Annotated in this window: 15 protein-coding genes and 2 tRNA genes; 8 read left to right on the top strand and 9 right to left on the bottom strand. The window is 72.6% G+C overall.

Annotation, left to right across the window (positions count from 1 at the left end):
• Positions 1 to 10 precede the first annotated feature (10 nt).
• Positions 11 to 814 (bottom strand): methyltransferase domain-containing protein, encoded by an 804-nt coding sequence (locus K0V08_RS03080; RefSeq protein ID WP_079532934.1) that lies wholly within the window; start codon positions 812 to 814, stop codon positions 11 to 13.
• 39 nt (positions 815 to 853) lie between these two features.
• On the opposite strand from K0V08_RS03080, the gene K0V08_RS03075 reads away from it, so the two are divergent.
• A complete protein-coding gene (locus K0V08_RS03075) occupies positions 854 to 2,917 on the top strand; it encodes a M3 family metallopeptidase (RefSeq protein ID WP_079532931.1) in 2,064 nt (687 codons plus the stop codon).
• Between the two features lie 81 nt (positions 2,918 to 2,998).
• Here the strand turns inward: K0V08_RS03075 and clpX are convergent, their stop codons facing one another.
• Entirely contained in the window at positions 2,999 to 4,279 is a 1,281-nt protein-coding gene (gene clpX, locus K0V08_RS03070; protein ID WP_079532928.1) for an ATP-dependent Clp protease ATP-binding subunit ClpX, read from the bottom strand.
• A 151-nt stretch (positions 4,280 to 4,430) separates the two neighbouring features.
• Between clpX and sfnG the strand changes: the two genes are divergently transcribed.
• Positions 4,431 to 5,573 (top strand): dimethylsulfone monooxygenase SfnG, encoded by a 1,143-nt coding sequence (gene sfnG, locus K0V08_RS03065; protein ID WP_079532925.1) that lies wholly within the window; start codon positions 4,431 to 4,433, stop codon positions 5,571 to 5,573.
• A 64-nt stretch (positions 5,574 to 5,637) separates the two neighbouring features.
• On the opposite strand, the gene K0V08_RS03060 is transcribed toward sfnG, so the two are convergent.
• The 4 genes from K0V08_RS03060 to K0V08_RS03045 all read right to left on the bottom strand — a co-directional run bounded on the left by K0V08_RS03060 (position 5,638) and on the right by K0V08_RS03045 (position 8,758).
• Positions 5,638 to 6,318 (bottom strand): ATP-dependent Clp protease proteolytic subunit, encoded by a 681-nt coding sequence (locus tag K0V08_RS03060; protein ID WP_012038151.1) that lies wholly within the window; start codon positions 6,316 to 6,318, stop codon positions 5,638 to 5,640.
• 36 nt (positions 6,319 to 6,354) lie between these two features.
• Positions 6,355 to 6,942 (bottom strand): ATP-dependent Clp protease proteolytic subunit, encoded by a 588-nt coding sequence (locus K0V08_RS03055; RefSeq protein ID WP_012038150.1) that lies wholly within the window; start codon positions 6,940 to 6,942, stop codon positions 6,355 to 6,357.
• A gap of 220 nt (positions 6,943 to 7,162) precedes the next feature.
• Positions 7,163 to 8,617 (bottom strand): trigger factor, encoded by a 1,455-nt coding sequence (gene tig / locus K0V08_RS03050; protein WP_079532922.1) that lies wholly within the window; start codon positions 8,615 to 8,617, stop codon positions 7,163 to 7,165.
• A 65-nt stretch (positions 8,618 to 8,682) separates the two neighbouring features.
• Positions 8,683 to 8,758, bottom strand: a tRNA-Pro gene (locus K0V08_RS03045).
• 191 nt (positions 8,759 to 8,949) lie between these two features.
• Here K0V08_RS03045 and K0V08_RS03040 point away from each other — a divergent pair.
• The 3 genes from K0V08_RS03040 (at position 8,950) to K0V08_RS03030 (ending at position 15,261) form a co-directional block, all read left to right on the top strand.
• Positions 8,950 to 9,023 (top strand) — tRNA-Gly (locus tag K0V08_RS03040).
• 164 nt (positions 9,024 to 9,187) lie between these two features.
• Entirely contained in the window at positions 9,188 to 14,623 is a 5,436-nt protein-coding gene (locus K0V08_RS03035) for an SCO7613 C-terminal domain-containing membrane protein (RefSeq protein WP_079532920.1), read from the top strand.
• Positions 14,624 to 14,775: 152 nt separating this feature from the next.
• Complete coding sequence (locus tag K0V08_RS03030; RefSeq protein ID WP_012038147.1) at positions 14,776 to 15,261, top strand: Dps family protein; 486 nt, start codon at positions 14,776 to 14,778, stop codon at positions 15,259 to 15,261.
• Positions 15,262 to 15,443: 182 nt separating this feature from the next.
• Here the strand turns inward: K0V08_RS03030 and K0V08_RS03025 are convergent, their stop codons facing one another.
• From K0V08_RS03025 to K0V08_RS03015, 3 genes are all read right to left on the bottom strand, one after another.
• Entirely contained in the window at positions 15,444 to 16,433 is a 990-nt protein-coding gene (locus K0V08_RS03025; RefSeq protein WP_012038146.1) for an Fpg/Nei family DNA glycosylase, read from the bottom strand.
• 6 nt (positions 16,434 to 16,439) lie between these two features.
• Complete coding sequence (locus K0V08_RS03020; RefSeq protein ID WP_012038145.1) at positions 16,440 to 16,928, bottom strand: ribose-5-phosphate isomerase; 489 nt, start codon at positions 16,926 to 16,928, stop codon at positions 16,440 to 16,442.
• A gap of 116 nt (positions 16,929 to 17,044) precedes the next feature.
• The gene (locus K0V08_RS03015) at positions 17,045 to 17,671 is read right to left on the bottom strand and encodes a mycothiol-dependent nitroreductase Rv2466c family protein (protein ID WP_079532917.1); all 627 of its coding nucleotides are present in this window, start codon (positions 17,669 to 17,671) and stop codon (positions 17,045 to 17,047) included.
• Between the two features lie 151 nt (positions 17,672 to 17,822).
• Between K0V08_RS03015 and pepN the strand changes: the two genes are divergently transcribed.
• The 3 genes from pepN to K0V08_RS03000 all read left to right on the top strand — a co-directional run bounded on the left by pepN (position 17,823) and on the right by K0V08_RS03000 (position 22,243).
• Positions 17,823 to 20,366 carry an aminopeptidase N gene (pepN, locus tag K0V08_RS03010; RefSeq protein WP_079532915.1) on the top strand — a complete coding sequence of 848 codons (2,544 nt, stop codon included), beginning with the start codon at positions 17,823 to 17,825 and terminating at the stop codon, positions 20,364 to 20,366.
• 162 nt (positions 20,367 to 20,528) lie between these two features.
• Positions 20,529 to 21,848 carry a mechanosensitive ion channel family protein gene (locus K0V08_RS03005; RefSeq protein WP_079532912.1) on the top strand — a complete coding sequence of 440 codons (1,320 nt, stop codon included), beginning with the start codon at positions 20,529 to 20,531 and terminating at the stop codon, positions 21,846 to 21,848.
• Entirely contained in the window at positions 21,848 to 22,243 is a 396-nt protein-coding gene (locus K0V08_RS03000) for a globin (protein ID WP_079532909.1), read from the top strand. The genes K0V08_RS03005 and K0V08_RS03000 overlap by 1 nt, the downstream gene beginning before the upstream one ends.
• Positions 22,244 to 22,265: the final 22 nt, after the last annotated feature.

The following is a 22,265-nucleotide window of genomic DNA, read 5'->3' as shown; positions in this document are numbered from 1 at the left end:
GCCCGCCGCGTCAACGCCGGGCGAGGATCTCGCCGTGCGGTATCGCGAGGAAGCCGTCGTCGTCCGCGGCCCACTCCTGCCAGCCGGCGCGGATGGCCTGCAGGTCGTCGTCGGTGGCGAAGCCGCCTTCGCGCGCCTGGCCCGCGAACGACGACGCGACCGCGCGGTCGGCCCAGGCGCCGCCCCACCAGGCGCGCTCCGCATCCGAGGAGAAGCACCACACGGATGCGCTCGACGCGATGTCCGTGAACCCCGCCTGGCGCGCCCACGACTTGAGGCGGGATCCCGCGTCGGGCTCGCCGCCGTTCGCCCGGTGGACCGGCAGGTACACGTCGGCCCAGAGCCGCAGCCCGTCCGACTCGGGGAACAGCGCGACCTTCGAGTAGATGACGTCGCGTGCTGCCACGAGCCCGCCGGGGCGCGTGACACGACGCATCTCCGCCAGCGCGCGGACGGGGTCGCCCACGTGCTGCAGCACCTGGTGCGCGTGGACGACGTCGAACGCCGCGTCGGGGTAGGGCAGCTCGTACACGGATCCCGTGACGAACTCGACGTTCGCCGTGCCCCGCGACGTCGCCAGCTCCGACGCCTGCCGCACGACGTCCTCGGACATGTCCAGTCCGACCACGCGGCCGGGCGCGACGAGGTCGGCGAGCTCCACCGTGATGGTGCCCGGGCCGCTGCCGACGTCCAGGACGTCGAGCCCGGGCCGCAGGTGCGGCTCCAGGTAGGCGGCGGAGTTCCGGACGGTCCGCGCGCTGTGCACGCGGAGGACGCTCTCGTGGTGGCCGTGGGTGTATCGCTCGATCTTCACCCTCCGAGCCTAGGTCGCCGCCCGGCCTAGGCTCGCCGTATGACGACGCCCCCGAATCCCTTCCTCGAACCGAGCACCCTCCCCTACGGCATGCCCCCATTCGCCGACATCCGCGAGGAGCACTTCCGCCCCGCGTTCCAGGCCGGTATCGCCGAGCACCTGGCCGAGGTCCGCGCGATCGCCGACTCCCCCGAGCCGCCCGCCTTCGAGAACACCCTGGTCGCCCTCGAGCGCGCGGGGCGCACGCTCGACCGCGTCGGCCACGTCTTCTTCACGCTCTCCTCCGCGGACAGCTCCCCCTTCACGCGCGAGCTCGACGCCGAGATCGCCCCCGAGCTCGCGGCGCACGAGGACGCGATCCGCCTCGACGCCGCCCTCTACGCCCGGATCCGCGCCGTGCACGACGCACGCCACGACTCCGGCCTCGACGCCGAGTCCGTCTACCTCGTCGAGCGCTACCTGGCCGAGTTCACGATCGCGGGCGCGGGCCTCGACGACGACGCCAAGGACCGCCTGCGCGACCTGAACCGCCGCCTGTCCGTCCTCACCACGCGCTTCGAGTCGAACCTGCTCGAGGACACCAACGACCTCGCCGTCGTGGTCGATGACGTGGCGGAGCTCGACGGTCTGGGCGCGGGCGCCATCGCGGCCGCCGCGCAGGCCGCCGCCGACCGCGGACTGGAGGGGAAGCACCTCATCACGCTGGTGCTGCCGACCGGCCACCCGTACCTCTCGCAGCTGACGGACCGGGGCCTGCGTCAGCGGATCATGGAGGCGTCGCTCGCCCGCGGCGCACGGGAGAACGAGTACGACAACCGCCCCCTCGTGCTCGAGATCACCCGCCTCCGCGCCGAGCGCGCCGCGCTCCTCGGATTCCCGAGCCACGCCGCCGCCGTCACCGCCGACCAGACGGCCCGCACGCCCGAGGCCGTCGCCGACATGCTCGGCCGCCTCGCCCCCGCCGCGGCCCGGAACGCCCGCGCCGAGGCCGTCGAGCTGCAGCGCGTGATCGACCGCACGCAGGAGGAGCGCGGCGAGCCGACGTTCGAGCTCGCGGCCTGGGACTGGGCGTTCTACAGCGAGAGGGTGCGCACCGAGCGCTACGACGTCGACACCGAGCGGATGCGCCCCTACCTCGAGGCCGATCGCGTGCTGCGCGACGGCGTGTTCCGCGCGGCCACCGCGCTGTACGGCGTCACCTTCACGGAGCGCGACGACATCGTCGCCTACCACCCCGACGCGCGCGTCTTCGAGGTGCGCGACGAGGACGGATCCCCCGTCGGCCTGTACGTCCTCGACCTCCACACCCGTGACTCCAAGCGCGGCGGGGCGTGGATGAACCCGCTCATCTCGCAGAGCGCGCTGCTCGACACGCCCACGGTCGTGCTCAACAACCTCAACGTGCCGAAGCCGCCGGCCGGTCAGCCGACCCTGCTCAGCTACGACGAGACCACCACGCTGTTCCACGAGTTCGGCCACGCGCTGCACGGCCTCTTCGCCCGCGTGACCTACCCGCGCTTCGCCGGCACGAACGTGTTCCGGGACTTCGTCGAGTTCCCCAGCCAGGTCAACGAGATGTGGATGCTGTGGCCCGAGATCCTCGCGTCCTACGCCGTGCACCACGAGACGGGCGAGCCCATGCCGGCCGAGCTCGTCGCCGCCGTCCAGGCGTCCAGCGCCTTCAACGAGGGCTTCCTCACCTCCGAGTACCTGGGCGCCGCGCTCCTCGACCAGGCGTGGCACCGCATCGGCGTCGACGACCGGATCGAGGACGTGGACGCGTTCCAGGCCGACGCCCTCGCGGCGGTCGGCCTCGACGTGCCCGCCGTCCTCCCCCGCTATGCGTCGAGCTACTTCCAGCACACGTTCGCGGGCGGCTACGACGCCGGCTACTACTCCTACATCTGGAGCGAGGTGCTGGACGCCGACACGGTCGAGTGGTTCCGCGAGAACGGCGGCCTCACGCGCGATAACGGCGACCGCTTCCGCTCGCTCCTCCTCGGCGTCGGCGGATCGAAGGACCCGCTGGAGGCGTACCGCGACTTCCGCGGCCGCGACGCCGTCATCGAGCCGCTGCTCGAGCGCCGGGGCCTCGCCGACTGATCCGGGCCCCACATGACGAGAGCGCCGCGCCCCTCACGGGGTGCGGCGCTCTCGTCGTCTGCCGGCGGTGAGCCGGCCGGATCAGGCGGACTTCTCCGCACGGAGCATCGACGCGCGCAGCACGATGGTGGGCGCGGCGTTCTGCACGACCGACTCACGGGTGATGACCACGCGGCCCACCTCGTCGTCCGAGGGGATGTCGAACATGATCGGCCCGAGCACCTCCTCCAGGATGGCGCGCAGCCCGCGCGCACCCGTCTGCCGGAGGACGGCGAGGTCGGCGATCGACTCCAGCGCGCCCTGCTCGAACTCCAGCTCCACGCCGTCGAGCTCGAACATGCGCTGGTACTGGCGCACGAGCGCGTTGCGCGGCTTGGTGAGGATCTCCATGAGCGCGCGCTGGTCGAGCTGCGTGACCGTGGTGACGACGGGGAGGCGACCGATGAACTCGGGGATGAGCCCGAACTTGTGCAGGTCCTCCGGGAGCACCTCGCCGAACACGTCGGCGTTCACGTCCTTACGGTGCAGCGGGGCGCCGAAGCCGATGCCCTTCTTGCCCGCGCGCTGGCTGATGATGTCCTCGAGCCCCGCGAACGCGCCCGCGACGATGAACAGCACGTTGGTCGTGTCGACCTGGATGAACTCCTGGTGCGGGTGCTTGCGGCCGCCCTGCGGCGGGACCGAGGCCACCGTGCCCTCGAGGATCTTCAGCAGCGCCTGCTGCACGCCCTCGCCCGACACGTCGCGCGTGATGCTCGGGTTCTCGGCCTTGCGCGCGATCTTGTCGACCTCGTCGATGTAGATGATGCCGGTCTCGGCCCGCTTCACGTCGTAGTCGGCGGCCTGGATGAGCTTCAGCAGGATGTTCTCGACGTCCTCGCCGACGTAGCCCGCCTCGGTGAGTGCCGTCGCGTCGGCCACGGCGAAGGGCACGTTGAGACGCTTCGCCAGCGTCTGAGCCAGGTAGGTCTTGCCGCAGCCGGTGGGCCCGATGAGGAGGATGTTGCTCTTGGCGATCTCGATCTCGTCGCCCACGGTCTCGGCCGGCCCGATGGTGCTGACGGCACGCACGCGCTTGTAGTGGTTGTAGACCGCGACGGACAGGGCTCGCTTCGCGGCCTCCTGCCCGATGACGTACTCGTCGAGGAAGCCGAAGATCTCCTTCGGCTTGGGCAGCTCGAACTCTCCCGTGGTCTCCTCGCTGGCTTCGGCCAGGCGCTCCTCGATGATCTCGTTGCAGAGCTCCACGCACTCGTCGCAGATGTAGACGCCCGGTCCCGCGATCAGCTGCTGGACCTGCTTCTGGCTCTTCCCGCAGAAGGAGCACTTGAGCAGATCCGCGCTCTCGCCGATGCGTGCCATGGAAGCCTCCCGGAAGTCGTGCGGTGTCCCACGAGCCTAACGCGTGCATGGGACATCGCCAGGACCCCTGGGAGCACGGCCCGTCGCGTGCCAGCCGTCACACGGCGCAACACTCGGGGTCCGCCCCAGCGCACGCCCCCACCATGTCCGCATGACCGAGAACACCGCCACCGCATCCCCCGACGCGCTGTCCTTCGCCTACTGGGTCCCGAACGTCTCGGGCGGCCTCGTGACGAGCGACATCGAGCAGCGCACCCACTTCGACTTCGACTTCAACGTCCGCGTCGCGCAGCTCGCCGAGCGCAACGGCTTCGACTACGCCCTCAGCCAGGTGCGGTACGCCGCGTCCTACGGCGCCGACCAGCAGCACGAGTCGACCTCGTTCTCGCTCGGCCTCCTGCTCGCGACCGAGCGGCTCAAGGTGATCGCCGCCGTGCACCCGGGCCTCTGGCACCCGGGCGTGCTCGCCAAGTGGATCATCACGGCCGATCACATGTCCCACGGCCGCGCCGCCGTCAACGTCGTCTCCGGCTGGCTGAAGGACGAGTTCGTCGGCTTCGGCGAGCCGTGGCTCGAGCACGGGGAGCGCTACCGGCGTACCGAGGAGTTCATCCGAGTGCTCCGCGGCCTCTGGACGGAGAAGGAGTTCACGCACCTCGGTGACTTCTACCGGATCCACGACTTCACGCTGAAGCCGCCGCCCGTCGACGTGCCCGGCCGCGCGCACCCGGAGATCTTCATGGGCGGCAATAGCACGGACGCGCGCGAGATGGGCGGCCGGGTCACCGACTGGTACTTCTCCAACGGCAAGGACTTCGCGGGCTTCGAGGAGCAGCGCACCGACGTCCTCGCCTCCGCCCGCGCCGCCGGCCGCGGCGAGCGGGTCAGGTTCGGCCTCAACGGCTTCGTCATCGCGCGCGACACCGAGCAGGAGGCGCTGGACGTGCTCGAGGAGATCATCGCGAAGGCGAACCCCGACGCCGTCGAGGGCTTCCGCCAGGCCGTGAAGCAGGCCGGGGCATCCACCGGCGACGGCAAGGGCATGTGGTCCGACTCGACGTTCCGCGACCTGGTGCAGTACAACGACGGCTTCCGGACCGGCCTCATCGGCACGCCCGAGCAGATCGCGCGGCGCATGGTGGAGTACCGCAAGCGCGGGGTCGACCTGCTGCTCCTCGGCTTCCTGCACTACCTCGAGGACATCGAGCAGTTCGGCACGCAGGTGCTGCCCATCGTGCGGGAGCTCGAGCGGGAGGCGATCGAGCGCGGCGAGATCGCGGAGCCGGCGGCCTGACTCGTCCGGGACAGGAAGAGGGGCGGTCGGCTGATGCCGACCGCCCCTCTTCCGCGGTGCGGGCCTAGCGGGCGGGGATCGCCGCCGTCAGGTTCTTGCGCGAAGTGAGCACCTGGTCGATGAGGCCGTACTCGAGCGCCTCGTCCGCACCCAGGATCTTGTCCCGCTCGATGTCGCGGTTGATCTGGTCGCGGTCGCGGTTGGTGTGCTTCGCGAGCGTGTCCTCGAGCCAGGAGCGCATGCGCATGATCTCCGCGGCCTGGATCTCGATGTCGGACGCCTGGCCGCCGCTCGACTCGCCCGTGGCGGGCTGATGGATGAGCACGCGCGCGTTCGGGAGCGCCAGGCGCTTGCCCGGGGCGCCGCCGGCGAGCAGAACGGCGGCGGCAGATGCCGCCTGGCCGAGGCAGACCGTCTGGATCTGCGGGGAGACGTACTGCATCGTGTCGTAGATCGCCGTCATGGCCGTGAACGAGCCGCCGGGCGAGTTGATGTACATGACGATGTCGCGGTCCGGGTCCATCGACTCGAGCACGAGCAGCTGGGCCATGACGTCGTCCGCGGACGCGTCGTCGACCTGCACGCCGAGGAAGATGATGCGGTCCTCGAAGAGCTTGGCGTACGGGTCCTGGCGCTTGTAGCCGTAGGCCGTGCGCTCCTCGAAGCTGGGGAGGATGTACCGCGACGACGGGCTCGTGGCGGTGGAGCCGGCGCCACGGGCGCCGCCGAAGGTGGGGAGTTCCATGTTCTTCTTCTCTGCCTGTCTCTTCTGTCGCGTGCTCTAGGAGGTCTCGGTGCCGCCGCCGCCGACGACGTCGGTGGCGGACTCTCGGATGTGGTCGACGAAGCCGTACTCGAGCGCCTCCTGGGCGGTGAACCAGCGGTCGCGGTCGCCGTCCTCGTTGATCTGCTCGGCCGTCTTGCCCGTCTGGCCCGCGGTGATCTCGGCGAGGCGCTGCTTCATCGAGAGGATGAGCTGGGCCTGCGTCTGGATGTCGCTCGACGTGCCGCCGAAGCCGCCGTGGGGCTGGTGCAGCAGCACGCGCGCGTTCGGCGTGATGTAGCGCTTGCCCTTGGTGCCGCTCGTGAGGAGCAGCTGTCCCATGGAGGCGGCCATGCCGATCCCGACGGTCACGATGTCGTTGGGGACGAACTGCATGGTGTCGTAGATGGCCATTCCCGCGGTGATGGAACCGCCGGGCGAGTTGATGTACAGGAAGATGTCCTTCTCGGAATCCTCCGCCGCCAGCAGCAGGATCTTCGCGCAGATCTCGTTCGCGTTGTCGTCGCGGACCTCGGATCCGAGCCAGATGATGCGGTCCTTCAGCAGTCGGTCAAAAACACCGGGTACCAGTGTCGGTTCGGCCATTGTTCGAGCTCCCATTCATTCGTCGCTTCGAGTCACGAATCTATCGGAGCGCATCCGCGCCTACGCCCGTGTTCGCCGCGGGCGGAGAGCGCAGCCGCCGCGGGCGGAGAGCGCAGCCGCCGCGGGCGGAGAGCGCAGCCGCCGGACGCGCGAGGGCCCGGGGAGCATCAGCTCCCCGGGCCCTCGCGTCACCGCCCGTCGAGACGAGCGGCGGTGGCGACTACTCGGAGTCGGCGGCCTTCTCGGAGGCCTTCTTCTTCGCGGGCGCCTTCTTCTTCGGCTTCTCGGCCGGGGCCTCCTCCGCGGCGGGGGCCTCTGCGGCCTCCTCGGCGGGGGCGTCGGCGACGACGGCCTCGGCGTCCGCGTCGGCCGGCTCCTCGGACACCGCGTCCGCGTCGCGCACGACGGGGTTCGTGAACTCGGTCACGTCGACGACCTTGCCGTCGGCGTCCACGACCTTCGCCTTGTCGAGCACGACCGCGAGGGCCTTGTTGCGCGCGACCTCGCCGACCATGGCGGGGATCTGGTTGTTCTGCTGCAGCACCTGGACGAACTCGTTCGGCTCCATGTTGTACTGCTGCGCGCCCTGGATGAGGTACTGGGTCAGCTCGTCCTGGCTGACCTTCAGCTCCTCCTTCTCCGCGATGACGTCGAGGAGCAGCTGCTGGCGGAACGCCTTCTCGCTGGACTCCTTGACCTCGGCGCGGTGGACGTCGTCCTCGAGGCGGTTCTCGTTCTCGAGGTGGCGCTGCACCTCGTCCTCGACGAGCTTCTCGGGGACGGGGATCTCGACGCCCTCGAGGAGCTTGTCGACGATCTGGTCGCGGGCCTGGGTGACCTGGCCGAAGACCTTGGACTTGCCGACCTGGACCTTGAGGTCCGCGCGCAGCTCGTCGATGGTGTCGAACTCGCTGGCGATCTGCGCGAAGTCGTCGTCGGCCTCGGGCAGCTCACGCTCCTTGACGGACTGGACGGTGACGGCGATCTCGGCCGTCTCGCCCTCGTTGTCGCCGCCGAGCAGCTTCGACTCGAAGGTGGTGCTCTCACCGGCGGTGAGGGACTCGAGGGCCTCGTCGATGCCGTCGATGAGGTCGCCGGAGCCGAGCTCGTAGGAGATGCCGCTCGCGGTGTCGACGGCGTTGCCGCCGATGGTGGCGGTGAGGTCGATCTGGACGAAGTCGCCCGTCTTCGCGGGGCGGTCGACCGTGATCAGCGTGCCGAAGCGGCTGCGCAGGCTGTCGAGCTCGGTCGCGACCTCGTCGTCGGTGACCTCGACGGAGTCCACGGTGAGCTCGAGGCCCTCGTACGCGGGCAGGTCGAACTCGGGGCGGACGTCGACCTCGATCTCGAGGAGGAGGTCGCCGGTGAGGTCCTTGCCGGGCCACTCCTTGACGTCGGCCTCGGGGCGGCCGAGGGGACGGATGTCCGTCTCCTTGACGGCGGCCTGGTAGAAGCCGTCCATGCCGTCGTTGACGGCGTGCTCCAGCACGGCCTCGCGGCCGACGCGCTGGTCGATGATGGGCGGCGGCACCTTGCCCTTGCGGAAGCCGGGGATGGCGACCTGCTCGGCGATGTGGCCGTATGCGTGGTCGATGTGCGGCTTCAGGTCTTCGGGGGTGGCAGAGATCGCGAGCTTGACGCGCGTGGGGCTCAGCTTTTCGACCGTGGTCTTCACGTGTGGAGTTCTCCTGTAATCGCGGTACGCGCCTCGGCTGAGACGGCATTTCGTCGTCGGGGATGTGGTCGGGGCGACAGGACTCGAACCTGCGGTCTTCCGCTCCCAAAGCGGACGCGCTAGCCACTACGCTACGCCCCGGCTGCCACGCATTCCCTCGGTCGCAGCGGGCGCCGCACCCCTCTTCGTGCAGGCGCGCGGAAGCCGATCCGACCGTGGCACAGCCTATCCGACTCGTGCCCGCCGCTGGTCACCGGCGACGGGAGCCTGCGCTACGCTGGATCCCGCGCATCCGGAGCACGGCCCCTCGAGGGCGGCGGTCCGGGCATCGCGGGGATGTAGCTCAATGGTAGAGCCTCAGTCTTCCAAACTGATCACGCGGGTTCGATTCCCGTCATCCCCTCCATCACGTTCCCGTCGGATCTCCGTCGGCCTCCTCCCCAGGCCCGGCGTCGCATCGCCCATCCCCCGTTCGGGGAGACTCGGCGCCGCAGCCGACGCCGGCCCCGATAGCGTGCCGATCCGTGGATAGCCTGGGAGCTTCCGCATCGGGCGAGCTCGGGGGGCTGCATGGTCGAGGACGACGCACGTGGATCGCGGTTCCCGGCGCAACCGTGGGTCGCGTCGCCGGACGACCTCCTGCGCACGGATCTCTGCCCGGCCTGCCTCGCGCCCCTGGGCGCGCTCGTCTGCGGGCGCTGCGGTCTGGACGTCCGCGCGCCGGGGGCCGCCGCCGTGCTCGAGGCATCGCACCGGGTCGTCGAGGCGATCGCGGAACGCGAGCGCCTCGTCGGTGCCATGCGGCGCTGGAGCCAGGAGGCGGTGCGTCGCCGTCAAGCCGTGGTCGTCGCGTCCGCCGCGGCCCGCGTCCCTGAGCCCTCCGCGACCCGCGTTTCAGAGCCCTCCGCGACCGCGATCCCCGATCCGCGGCGGGCAGCGGCGCTGCCCGCCGCCGGGGCGTCGTCGGACACCGCTCCCGCGATCCTCGCGCCGACCGGCCCCGCTCCCGAAGCAGACGCGCGACGGCTGCAGCGGACGCCGGTCCAGGTCCACGCCCCTGTCTCCGCAGCGCCCACGGCACCCCGGCGTCGCATCAGCGTCCCGGCAGTGCTGCTCGCCATCGGCGTCGTGCTGCTCTCGGTGGCGGCGGTGTTCTACGTGGTCTACGCGTTCGTGACCTACGGGCTGGTCGTCCGGGCGGCGATCACCGCGGCCGTCACGGTGGCCGCGCTCGCGGCGGCGGCGGTCCTCGCCCGGCGGCGACTGCCCGGCACCGCGGAGGCCGTGGGCGTGGTCGGGATCGTGCTGCTGCACCTCGATGTCTGGGCCGTGCGGTCCTACGACCTGGCCGGAGCCGCGTCGAACGACCCGTTCGTCCACTTCGGCGTCGGGACGCTCGTCGTGTCGGCGTCGCTCCTCGTGCTCGCGCCCCTGCTCCGCATCCGCGCGCCGGGCATCGCCGGCTGGGCGGGGCTGACGGTCGCCGCCGGCCTCCTGGTCGGCGCCGTGCCGACAGCCGACGCCGGCACCCGCGTCGCGCTCGCGCTGGCAGCCGCCTCGGCCGTCGCCCTCGTCCACGCCGCGCCCCGGTCGCGCGCGGCCGCCCTCCCGGACGCGCTCGAGCGTCGCGTGCTCCGGGTCGTGGGCGTCGCGACCGCGACCGCCGCCGTCGTCGCGGGAGCCGCCAGCGCCGCTGCACGCGACGCGGTCCCGGCTCTCCCCCTCCTCGTCGCGGCCGTCGCCAGCGGCGCGCACGCCTGGGCGCTCACCCGGCCCGCCTTCCGCGCCGAGCTCCTCGGCCGCGTCACGGACGGGGACGCCGATCCGCGCCTGACCGGTGACGACGTGCCACCATCCGCCGAGGCATCGGTGGAGCTGGTCGCGGCTCCTGACGACGCGACCGACCCCGCGCCGACATCGGCTGATCCTCTGCGCGTCCTCGCCGCCGCCGTCGCGGGAGTCGGAGCATCGGCCGCCGTGCCGGTCATCGCCCTCATGGGCGGACCCGCTCTGCTCACGTTCTGCATGCAGCTCGTGGCGGCCGCGGTCGTCGCGGCCGCGCTGGACGTGGCCGCTCGCCGCCTTCACGACCCCGTCGTCGCCGCGACGGCCCGGGTCGCCGCCGTCGCCGCCCTGGTCGTCACCGTCCTGGCCGGGTTGCCCGCCGCGGTCGCAGGCATCGGCGGGATCACGGCCGTGCTGCTCGTCGGCCTGCCCGCCTGGGACCACGGAGCCCTCGACGACGCGGTGGTCCTCCTCGGCCGGACGAGCGGCGTCGCCGAACTGCCAGGAGACGTCCGCGCGGCGGCCGTCGGACTCGTCCTCGTCTGGATCCTCGCGGCGGCCGCCGCGCTCCTCGGCCGCCGCGTGCGGGCCGGCAGGAGCCTCCTCGCCTGGACCGGGGCCGCCGTCGTGCTCGCCGCGATCCCCGCGCTCGGTCCCGTCGCGGTCGTGGCCGGCGCGTACCTCGCCGCCTCCGCGGGTGCTCTGGCCTGGCGGGTCTCCGCGCGTCGCGCCCCCGGCCCCGCCGTCGTCCCCGCCGCCCCGCTCGTGGCGCTGTCGCTCGCGGCGGGCGCCCTCGCGTGGGCCGCGTCCTGGGCGAGCACGAGCACATGGTGGGTGGTCGCTCCGGCCGTCGTGCTCCTCCTCGTCGCCGGATCCCGGACCGCGCGCTCGGAGGGCACCGCGCGCCTCGCCACCGCCGGCGCCGCCCTCGCCGGCCTCGCCGCGGTCGCCGCCCTCGCGCCGTCGCTCACGGCTGCACGAGTCATCGGATCCGCGCCCCTGTCGAGCGCGCTTGACTCGGCCGGCGATCCCATCGTGCTCGTCCTGCTCACCAGCGGGCTGGCGGCCTCGGTGGCCGGTGCGCTCCCCGGGCGTCCGGGCGTCCGGCGACGAGCGCTGCTCGCGACGATCCTGCTCCCCGCGTGCCTCGCGGCCCTCCTCGTCGCGATCGTCGGCGCCGACCGCGTCGGCGGCGCGCTCACCGGATCGCCGGTCTGGTCCGTCGCGGCGCAGGCGGTCCTCGTGACCGGCCTCGTGGCCTGGACCGTGGGCGGTGCCCGCTGCGTCCCCCTGCCCGGGCGTGCGCCCCGCGCCGACGCGCAGGACGACGTGCCGCGCGCACCGGGGAGCGCCGCCCTGCGCCGCTGGCGGCTCACGACCGCGGCCCTCGTCGCGCCTTCGCTGCTGCTCGCCGTCCTCACCGCCGGCCCGCTGGTCGACCGTGGTGCGACTCCCCACGGCGTGATGCCCGCCGCCGTGGCACTCGTCGTCGCGGTCGCCGCCCTGCTCGCATACCGGCACACGTCCCCGGCGCTCCGCGTGGCCCTGGATGCGGGCACGACCGCCGTGGCGGCGGGGGCGATGCTCGTCGCCGTCTCCTTCGACCCCACGCGCGAGGCCCGCGAGCTCCTGTGGATCCCCCTGCTGACGCTCGCCGGCACCGCATCCACCCTCTCGTACGCGCACGACGGCCTGCTCCTGTCGGGCAGCGCACGCCGCGCATGGGGCTGGACAGCGTTCGCCACGGGGATCGCGGCGTCGTGGTCCCGGCTCCTCGCGGGCGGCGTGGCCTCGCCGGAGGCGTACTGGCTGCCGATCGCGGGTGTGCTGCTGCTCATCGCGGGGCTCATGCACCGCGCCGCGGTACTCGTCGATCGTGACGGCGACGCGACGGGCCCGACGGTCGGGCCACGGGTCCGCCGCGGCGTCACGGCCCTGACCCTCGCGGGCATCCTCACCGCCGTCCTGCCGCTCGTGGCCGCAGGTCGTCCCGGTGACGTGCTCCGGCCGTATCTCCTGACCGGCATCTGCGCGGCCCTCGCCCTCGGGGGCGCCGCGGTGCTGCGGCACGCCGCGTTCCCCGTGCGTCCGCTGCTGCGAGCCGTCGTGATCGGCGCGGGCCTCGGGATCCTGGCCGTCGGCGGCGTGCGTGCGCTGCGCCTCTCCGCGGGATCCGTCGCGCGCGAGACGGCCGTCGACGTGCAGCTGACGGTCACGGCCGTGCTGCTCGTCGGGCTCGGGGCGCTCGTCCTCCGCGGCGCCCGCAGCGCCGAGGACGCGCGGCTCGCGGGCTCGGCCTGGGTGGGCACGAGCGTCCTCGTGGCCGTCGTCATGGCGGCATCCGTCGGCTCTGGAGAGGGCGTCGTCCGCCCGCTCGTCGTGAGCGTGGCGCTCGTCGCGGGTGCTGGGATCCTCCTCGTCCTCCGCTCCGCGCATCGAGACGTGCTCGCGGCGTCCGCCGCGGTGGCGCTCGTCGGTGCCGTGGTCGTGGCGCTCCTCGCCTGGCGCGGCGGGTACACGGCGCTCGACCCCGCAGCGCTGGTCGTGCCGGCGATCGTGGCCGTGCTCGTGGCTGCGGTCGGTGCAGCCGATCGTCTGAGGAACCCGGCACCGGCGACGGTCCCCGGACGCGCGCCCGGTGCGGTCGCCGGCGCCGTCCGGCATGCCGCCGACACGGCGACGGGCGCGCTCGTCGCCGGCACGGTCGCGGTCGGCGTGGCCTCCGACGGCCCCGGGCTCCCCGTCGCGCTGCTGCTGTCGGCGGTGGGCGTGCTCATCGCATCCTCGGCACCGGGCTCGCATGCGCGGCGACACGCGGGCTGGATCGCCCTCGCCCTCGGCACCGCGGCGTTGTGGGTCGCGCTCGGCCGCGGACGCATCGATGCCGTGGAGCCCTACGTCCTGCCGCCCGCAGGCGTGCTGCTCGCCGTCGCGGCGCTCCTCCAGCGGGGGCTCCCCCGCGGGCGCCGTCACGGCGCGACGCAGGTCCCCGCCCGGACATCCGGCGCGGCGCCCGTCGTCCTCGGTGCCCTCCTCCTCGCCGCCCTGCCCACCGCCGTCGCGTCGTGGACGGGGACGCCCGTCCGGGCGCTCGTGCTCGGGGGTGCCGCCGGAGCCGTCCTCCTCCTGGCTGCGACCGCCCTCCGTGGGACGGACGCCGCCTCGCCGACGAGGCCACTGCTCCTGGCGACCGCCGTCGCGTCCGGCCTCGTCGTCCCGCTCGTCGGCTTCGGCCGCGCGGTGTCCGCGCTGGTCGCGAACGATCCGCCCACGTTCGCGCGCATCGACCTCTGGACGCTCTCGGCTGCCGTCGTCCTCATCCTCGCGGTCGGCCTCCTGCCCCCACGCGCGGAGGACCTCCCCCTACGGGACCCTGCCGTGGCGGTGCCCGCGAGCGGTCAGGTCGGCAACGCATCCGACACGTGGACGCCGGGGAACGCATCCGGCGGAGCGCGCACCGCCACGGACACCCTGCTCCGCGCGGCGCCCCGTGTCGTCGGGCTGGTCGCGCTGATCGGAGCGGGATCCGCGGGTGCCGCCGGGATCCTCGTCGCCCACGCCGAGCGCATGGACGGGGTCGGTCTCCGGGCCGCGCTCCTCGTCAGCGTCCTCGCCGCCCTCCACGTCGTGTCCTCCCCCTCCGGGCTGACGACGACCGGCGCCGGGACCGACGAGGCGGGACAGCGCGCCGCATCGCACCCGTCGGGCGACCGCGTCCTCGCGCTCGCGGGGCTCGTCGTCGGCGGGCTGGTCGCCGCGATCCTGGTCGTCGCGGGAGCCGCGGACCCGGTGGAGACCGTCACGGTGCCGATCGCCGTGGCGCTGCTCGTGGTCGGCGCCCGACGCCTGATCCGCGACGCGACGGCAGGCAGCACGCAGCACCTGTCGCCCGGGCTCCTCGTCCTGCTCGTCCCGCCGCTCCTCGCCGACCTCGGCCCGAGCCCGGCGTGGCGCATCGTCGGGCTCGGGGTCCTCGCGCTCGCCACGCTGCTCACCGGAGCCCGCCTGAGGCTGCGCGCGCCGTTCCTCATCGGCGCGGGCGTCCTGCTCGTGCACGCCGTCGCCCAGCTCTGGCCGTGGATACGCGAGGCATCGACGACCGTCCCCTGGTGGGCGTGGGCGGGGATAGGCGGCGTGGTCCTCATCGCGGTCGCGGCCCGCTACGAGCGCCGCATCCGGGACGTCAAGGGGGTGGCGGCCCGCGTCTCGGCGCTCCGCTGAGCGTGGGAGAGTCGCTGCCGGGAACGGATCCGGGAGCGCGCTCGACCCGGTAAGCCATGCCTCAGCTTGCTTGCGGGCGGCAGACGGATGCGCGAGATTGGCGACATCGTCCGCAGCCCGCAGACCCGTCCCGCCGCTCGAGGAGAGAACCCATGACCGACACCGTCCACGTCCCCACCAGCTCCGCATCGGCCGACGTCGCCGCCGGCGTCGCCCAGTTCCTCAGCCCCGTGGTCGTCAACCTCCAGGCCCTCGCCGTCAACGGCAAGCAGGCACACTGGCACGTCCGTGGCGCGAACTTCATCGGCGTCCACGAGTTCCTCGACGTCCTCGTCGCCCACGCGCAGGACTGGGCGGACACCGCCGCAGAGCGCGTCGTCGCCCTCGGCCTCCCGATCGACGCCCGCATCGAGACGGTCGCAGCGTCCACCACCACCGCGCCCCTCACGCCCGGCTTCCGTCCGTCGAGCGCCACGATCGCCGAGGTCATCGCCCAGATCGACGCCACCATGGAGCTCGTGAACCGCGCCGTGCAGGAGCTCGGCGAGATCGACGTCAACAGCCAGGACGTCGCCATCGAGATCGCGCGCGGGCTCGAGAAGGACCGCTGGTTCCTCTTCGCCCACATCAGCGAGTAGCACCGCCCGCGGCAGCAGCACGCCGACGGTCGAGGGGCCCGGATCCGACTGGATCCGGGCCCCTCCGTCTTCGCGCACAGTGTCAGCCGCGGCACCGACTCAGCGGCGGCACCGACTCAGCGGCAGCGCGGACCCCCGGCGACGCAGGTCAGCCGCAGGACCGGCTCAGGACCCGCGGACCGTCACGCCTGGCAGTACGGGCACCAGTACAGCTTCCGGCCGGCGGCCTCCTCCATCACGATGTTCGTGCCGCACACCCGGCACGGCAGCCCCTCGCGGTGGTAGACCCAGTGCCGGTCCGCGCGGTTGCGCAGCGCCGCGTCGAGCCTCTTGCCGCGCAGGCCGTCCATCGTCATCATCTGGCCGACCTCGACGCCCTTGCGCAGCAGCTTCGACCAGTCCTTCCAGAGCCCCCGCACGACGTCCTCGGGCACGTCACGCCCCGGTGTGTGCGGGTTCTGCCGGGCGCGGAACAGCAGCTCGGCGCGGTAGACGTTGCCGATGCCGCTGACCACCGCCTGGTCCATCAGCAGCAGGCCGATCGCGGTCGGCTTCTTCCGCACGGTCGCGGTGAAGCGGTCCTCGGAGCGCTTCCCGCCGTCGACGAGGGGATCCGGTCCGAGCTTGTCGATGGCCTGCTGCACCTCCTCGGGGCTCGCGACGACGCATGCGGTGGGACCGCGGAGATCCGCCACGGCGTGCTCGGTCAGGAGCCGAACGCGCACCTGGCCCACGGGCTCTGGCGGCCACGCCTCGGCCGAGAACGGGTCGTGGACCTTCTCCTGCTCGGCCATGCGGAGGCGCGCCCGGCGGGGCGCGCCGATGCTCGCGAGCGAGTCCTCCGCGTCGGAGTCGACGGGCGCGTCACCGACCCGGTCGTCCACGGGGACGTCGCCGCGCATGCCGTTCTGCCCCATCCGGTTGAGCGTGGAGACATCGCCCGCGAAGTCCCACGCGCCGTAGAGGCCGAGGTGCACGCGGAGCCAGACGTCGCCGTCGAACTCGAGGAACATCTGCTTCCCCACGGCCCGAGCGGCGACGAGCCGTCGTCCGTCCAGCACGGCCGCCCCCTCGGCGAAGCGGCCCTGCGGCGACGACGCCTGCACGACGTCGCCGACGAAGTGCGCCTCGAACTGCTTCGCGATCCGGTGGATCGAATGCCCCTCGGGCACGACGGCCTAGTCGGTGACGGGGTGACCGGCGATGGCCCCCGTCGTCTCGTACTCGGCCAGCTGCGCGATGCGGCGCGCGTGCCGCTCCTCCGCGGAGAACGGCTCGGCGATGAAGGCGTCGATGAAGGCCGTGGCCTCCTCGACCGTGTGCTGGCGGGCGCCGATGGAGATCACGTTGGCGTCGTTGTGCTGGCGCGCGAGCACGGCCGTCGACAGGTTCCAGACGAGCGCCGCGCGGACGCCCTCGACCTTGTTGGCCGCGATCTGCTCGCCGTTGCCCGACCCGCCGAACACCACGCCGAGCGCGGTCGCGCCGTCGCGCTGGTCGGCGACGACGGCTCGGGCAGCGCGGATGCAGAACGACGGGTAGTCGTCGAGCGCGTCGTAGGACGTGGGCCCGTGGTCGACGACGTCGTGGCCGGCGTCGGTCAGGTGCCCGGTGAGGTACCTCGAGAAGTCGAGGCCCGCGTGGTCGGTCGCGATGTGGATGCGCATCGGTGCATCCCTCCTGCCGCGCGTCGCGGCGTCGTGCCCGCTGCGCGGGCGGTGCCGGGCGCACGGCGGCCGGACGCCCGTGGACGCCCGGCCGCCGCGCACGCGACGGGAACGGGTCAGTCGAAGATGGGGCCCACGGTGCGCGAGCGCTTGATCTCGAAGAAGCCCGGGTACGCGGCCACGGCGACGACGCCGTCCCACAGCTTGACGGCCTCCTCGCCCTTCGGCGCGGGCGAGATGACGGGACCGAAGAACGCGACCCCGTCGACCGCGATGACGGGCGTGCCGACATCCTGGCCGACGCGCTCGATGCCGTCGAAGTGGCTGGCGCGCATGGGCTCGTCGTAGCGGTCGGTGCGGCTCGTCTCCGAGAGCTCCGCGGGGAGGCCGAGCTCCGCGAGGACCTCGGGGATCACGACGTCGGCGTCCTTCTGGTCGCGGAGGTGGATCCGCGCGCCGAGGGCGTCGTACAGCGGCTTGACGTGCTCCGCCCCGTGCTCGGCCTCGACCGCGGCGACGAGGCGGGTGAAGCGGAGGGCGCGCGGGAGGAACGCGGCGAAGTTCGGGTCGTCTGCCTTGTCCTCGTTGAGGACGGCGAGGCTCATGACCCGCCAGGTGATGTCGAGGTCGCGGTGGCGGGCGACCTCGTCGACCCAGCGGGAGGTCATCCACGCCCAGGGGCAGGACGGGTCGAACCAGAACTCGACGGCGGTGGTGCGGGGGCTGTTCTCAACGTCGGACATGCCGCAAGCCTAGGTCAGCCGACGCAATAGGATCGGCTCCGAAAGCGGCGCCGCTCCGCCCGCACCCGCGGTCCTCGACCGCCAGGTGCTCCATCCCGCGAGGCGCGTCCGCACGCACGGCCCACCCACCTCACGGACGAGCAGGAGCACCATGCCAGGAGAGAACCTCACCCGCGTCGAGGCTGAGGAGCGTGCCGCGCTGCTGGCCGTGTCCGAGTACGACGTGACGCTCGACCTCACCCGGGGCGCGGAGGTGTTCGGATCCACCACGACCGTGCGCTTCACCGCCACGGCGGGCGCGTCCACGTTCATCGACGCGATCACCCGCACGGTCCACGCCGTGACCCTCAACGGCCGCGAGCTCGACCCCACCGCCGTCAGCGACAGCGTGCGGATCCGCCTCGACGACCTCGCGCAGGAGAACGAGCTCACGGTCGTCGCCGACGCCATGTACACGAACACGGGCGAGGGCCTGCACCGGTTCGTCGATCCCGTCGACGACGAGGTCTACCTGTACTCGCAGTTCGAGGTGCCGGACTCCCGCCGCATGTTCGCGGTGTTCGAGCAGCCCGACCTCAAGGCGGTCTTCCGCTTCACGGTCACGGCTCCCTCGCACTGGGAGGTCGTCTCCAACTCCCCCACGCCCGAGCCCACGCCCGCAGCCGACGGCGCGTCCACGTGGACCTTCGAGCCGACGCTCCGCATGTCGAGCTACATCACGGCGCTCATCGCGGGCCCGTACGGCGTCGTCCGCAGCGAGCTCACCTCGCGCGACGGCCGCACGATCCCGCTCGGCGTCTTCGCCCGCAAGTCGCTCATGGAGCACCTCGACGCCGACTACGTGTTCGAGAAGACCCGCGAGGGCTTCGCGTTCTACGAGGAGCGCTTCGACTACCCGTACCCGTTCCCGAAGTACGACCAGCTGTTCGTCCCCGAGTTCAACGCGGGCGCGATGGAGAACGCGGGCGCCGTGACCTTCGTCGAGAGCTACGTGTTCCGCTCCAAGGTCACCGACGCCGTGAAGGAGCGCCGGGTCACGACGATCCTGCACGAGCTCGCGCACATGTGGTTCGGCGACCTGGTCACCATGAAGTGGTGGGACGACCTGTGGCTCAACGAGTCCTTCGCGACCTACATCTCGACCCTGGCCACGGCCGAGGGCACCGAGTGGACGGGCGCCTGGACCACGTTCAACGCCGGCGAGAAGTCGTGGGCCTACAACCAGGACCAGCTCCCCAGCACCCACCCGGTCTACGCGACCATCAACGACCTGGAGGACGTGCAGGTCAACTTCGACGGCATCACGTACGCCAAGGGCGCGTCGGTGCTCCGCCAGCTCGTCGCCTACGTCGGCCAGGACGAGTTCCTCGCCGGTGTGGCCGCCTACTTCAAGCGCCACGCGTTCGGCAACTCGACGCTGCGGGACTTCACGACGGAGCTCGAGGGCACGAGCGGCCGCGACCTCGAGCGCTGGACCGACCTGTGGCTGAAGACCTCCGGCGTCAACACGCTGCGTCCAGAGATCGAGACGGACGAGGACGGCGCCATCACGTCGTTCGCCGTCCTGCAGGAGGCCGCGGAGGACTACCCGACGCTCCGCCCGCACCGCCTCGCCATCGGCTTCTACGAGCTCCGCGACGCGAAGCTGGTCCGCACGGAGCGCTTCGAGCTCGACGTCGACGGCGACCGCACCGAGGTCGCCGAGCTCGTCGGGCGCCAGCGCCCCGCGCTCGTGCTGCTGAACGACGACGACCTCACCTACGCGAAGATCCGCCTGGATCCCGCGTCGCTCGAGGTCGCCATGCGGCACCTCGCCGCGTTCGAGGACTCGCTCGCCCGCTCGCTCGTGTTCGCCTCGGTCTGGGACGCGACGCGCGACGGCGAGATCCGCGCCCGCGACTACGCGCGCCTCGTGCTCGACAACGTCGCGACCGAGGACGAGTCGACGGCCCTCCGCTACGCGCTCGCGCAGCTCACCGTCGCGGCCTCGTCGTACTCGGCTCCGGACCACCGGGACGAGCTGCTCGCCACGGTCGCCACGGAGCTGTGGGCGCTCACGGCGCAGGCGGTGCCCGGATCCGACAACCAGTTCCAGTTCCTGCGCACCTTCGCGCAGGTCGCGCAGGAGCCGGCCCAGCTGGATCACGTGCAGGCGCTGCTCGACGGCACCGAGACGCTCGAGGGCGTCGAGATCGACGCCGACCTCCGCTGGGAGCTGCTGACCGCGCTCGTCGCGGGCGGTCGCGCCGGCACCGCCGAGATCGACACGGCCCTCGCGGCCGACCGCACGGCCACGGGCGCGCAGTCCGCGGCCCAGGCCCGTGCGGCCCTCCCCACCGCGGAGGGCAAGCGCGCGGCGTGGGCGTCCGTGTGGGAGGCCGACACCGAGCCGAACACGATCGTCCGCACGACGGGCCTCGGCTTCCGCCGCGCCGCCGACTCCGAGCTGCTGCGTCCGTACGTGGGCGCGTACTTCGACGCCCTGCAGGGCGTGTGGGAGTCGCGCAGCTACGCCATCGCGGCGGCGCTGATCGGCGGCTTCTACCCGTCGCCGCTCGCCGACGAGGAGCTGCGCGACGCGACCGTCGCCTGGCTCGACGCGAACCCCGAGCCGCCGGCGCTCCGCCGACTCGTCAGCGAGCTGCTGTCGGGCGTCGAGCGGGCGCTGCGGGCGCAGGCGAAGGACGCCGAGTAGGCACCATCGCTCCACCCGAGGGGGACGGTCGCGCAGGCGGCCGTCCCCCTCGTCTTCCCTCCCGCCCGACCTGCGGACGGACCCAGGGCCGGCCGGGGAGGCCGCCGGTACACTCGGCCGGATGACCTCCCCTCTCCTCACCCCCGTCGGAAGCGCGTCGCGATGGACCTGAGCATGGTGTGCTGCGGCGACGGCTCGTTCTTCTCCACGTGGGGCGTCCTGATCCAGGTCCTCTCCTTCCTGATCGGCGGCTTTCTCCTTCGGTGGATCCTGCTCGTCGTGATCCGCAACACGGTCGACCAGATCGTGTCGGGTGTGAAGAAGCGCCAGAACGTCGACGACACGCAGTCGATCCAGCCTTCGCCGCTCACCGCGGTGCGCGTGGTCCAGCGGACGCGGACGCTGGGCAGCGTGCTCAGCAACATCACGACCGTGGTGATCGTGATCATCGTCCTGTCTCTCATCGTGAACGCGGTCGACAGGACGATCCTCAGCTCCCTCGCCCTCCTCACCGCCGCCCTCGGCGCGGGCCTCGGCTTCGGCGCGCAGAACATCGTCAAGGACATCCTCAACGGCCTGTTCATGGTCGTGGAGGACCAGCTCGGCGTGGGCGACGTCGTCGACGTGGGGCCTGCGACGGGCGTCGTCGAGACCGTCGGCATCCGCATCACGACCCTCCGCGACGTCAACGGCACGCTCTGGTTCGTGCGCAACGGCGAGATCCTCCGCGTCGGCAACATGTCGCAGGGCTGGGCCCGAGTCGTCATCGACCTCGCCGTCCCCTACGACACCGACGTGCAGGCCGTGCAGGAGCGCATGCTCGCGACCGCCACCGAGCTCGCGTCCACCCCGAAGTGGCGCTCGCGCATCGTCGAGAAGCCGGAGCTCTGGGGCATCGAGTCGATCTCCGAGTCGGCCGTCGTTATCCGCGTGGTCGTCAAGACCCGCAGCAACGCCCGGGACGACGTCTCCCGCGAGCTCCGCGCCCGCCTCAAGGCGAGCCTCGACGCGATGGGCGTCACGCTGCCCTCCCTCACCGCCGTCGTCCTCACCGGCTTCGACAGCGCGGCCAGCGTGGGCGGCGCGCACCCGCCGCGCACCGCGTCGACGCCCGTGCAGCAGCCGGAGCAGCCCGCTCCCCGCAAGCGCGCCGCACGGAAGGTCGCGCAGCGGCAGCCCGGCACCCCCGCCGGGTCGACCTCCCCCGTCGTCCGCGGCGCCGCTGGCTCTCGCCCCGACCCGCGCTCGACGCAGATGATCCCCGCCCAGGACCCGGCGCCGGCCCGCGACGCTGACCCGGACGAGGACGAGGTCACCGCGACCTGGACCGTCCTCCCCGAGGACCCGGCGTCCGCGGAGCCGAGCACGAGCACGAGCGCGGACGCGGACACGGGCAGCGGATCCGAGGACGCGGCTCCCCCGAAGCCGCCGCGCGCGCCACGCCAGCCGCCGAAGCCCGCCACGCCGCCCGAGGAGTCCTGATGGCCGACCTGCTCGCGAGCTCGTTCTACGACGACGTCGGCGGCCGGCCCACCTTCGAGAGGCTCGTCCGGGAGTTCTACCGGGGCGTCGCCGACGATCCCGTGCTCGTCGCGATGTACCCGGAGGAGGACCTCGAGGGCGCGATCCAGCGCCTCACCGGATTCCTCGAGCAGTACTGGGGCGGTCCCACTACCTACAGCGACGAGCGGGGCCACCCGCGCCTGCGGATGCGGCACATGCCGTTCCGCGTCAACCCCGACGCCCGCGACCGCTGGCTCGCGCACATGCGCGTCGCCGTCGACTCGCTCGACCTAGCCCCGATGCACGAGGCGCAGCTCTGGGACTACCTGGAGCGCGCCGCCCACGCCATGGTCAACACGTTCGACGAGTCCTGAGGGCGTCCGCCGACTCCGTCTG

Origin of the sequence: Clavibacter michiganensis (genome assembly GCF_021216655.1) — a bacterium.
GTDB lineage: Bacteria > Actinomycetota > Actinomycetes > Actinomycetales > Microbacteriaceae > Clavibacter > Clavibacter michiganensis.
The sequence above is the reverse complement of the archived record's forward strand: the minus strand, read 5'-3'. Positions and strand labels throughout refer to the sequence as shown.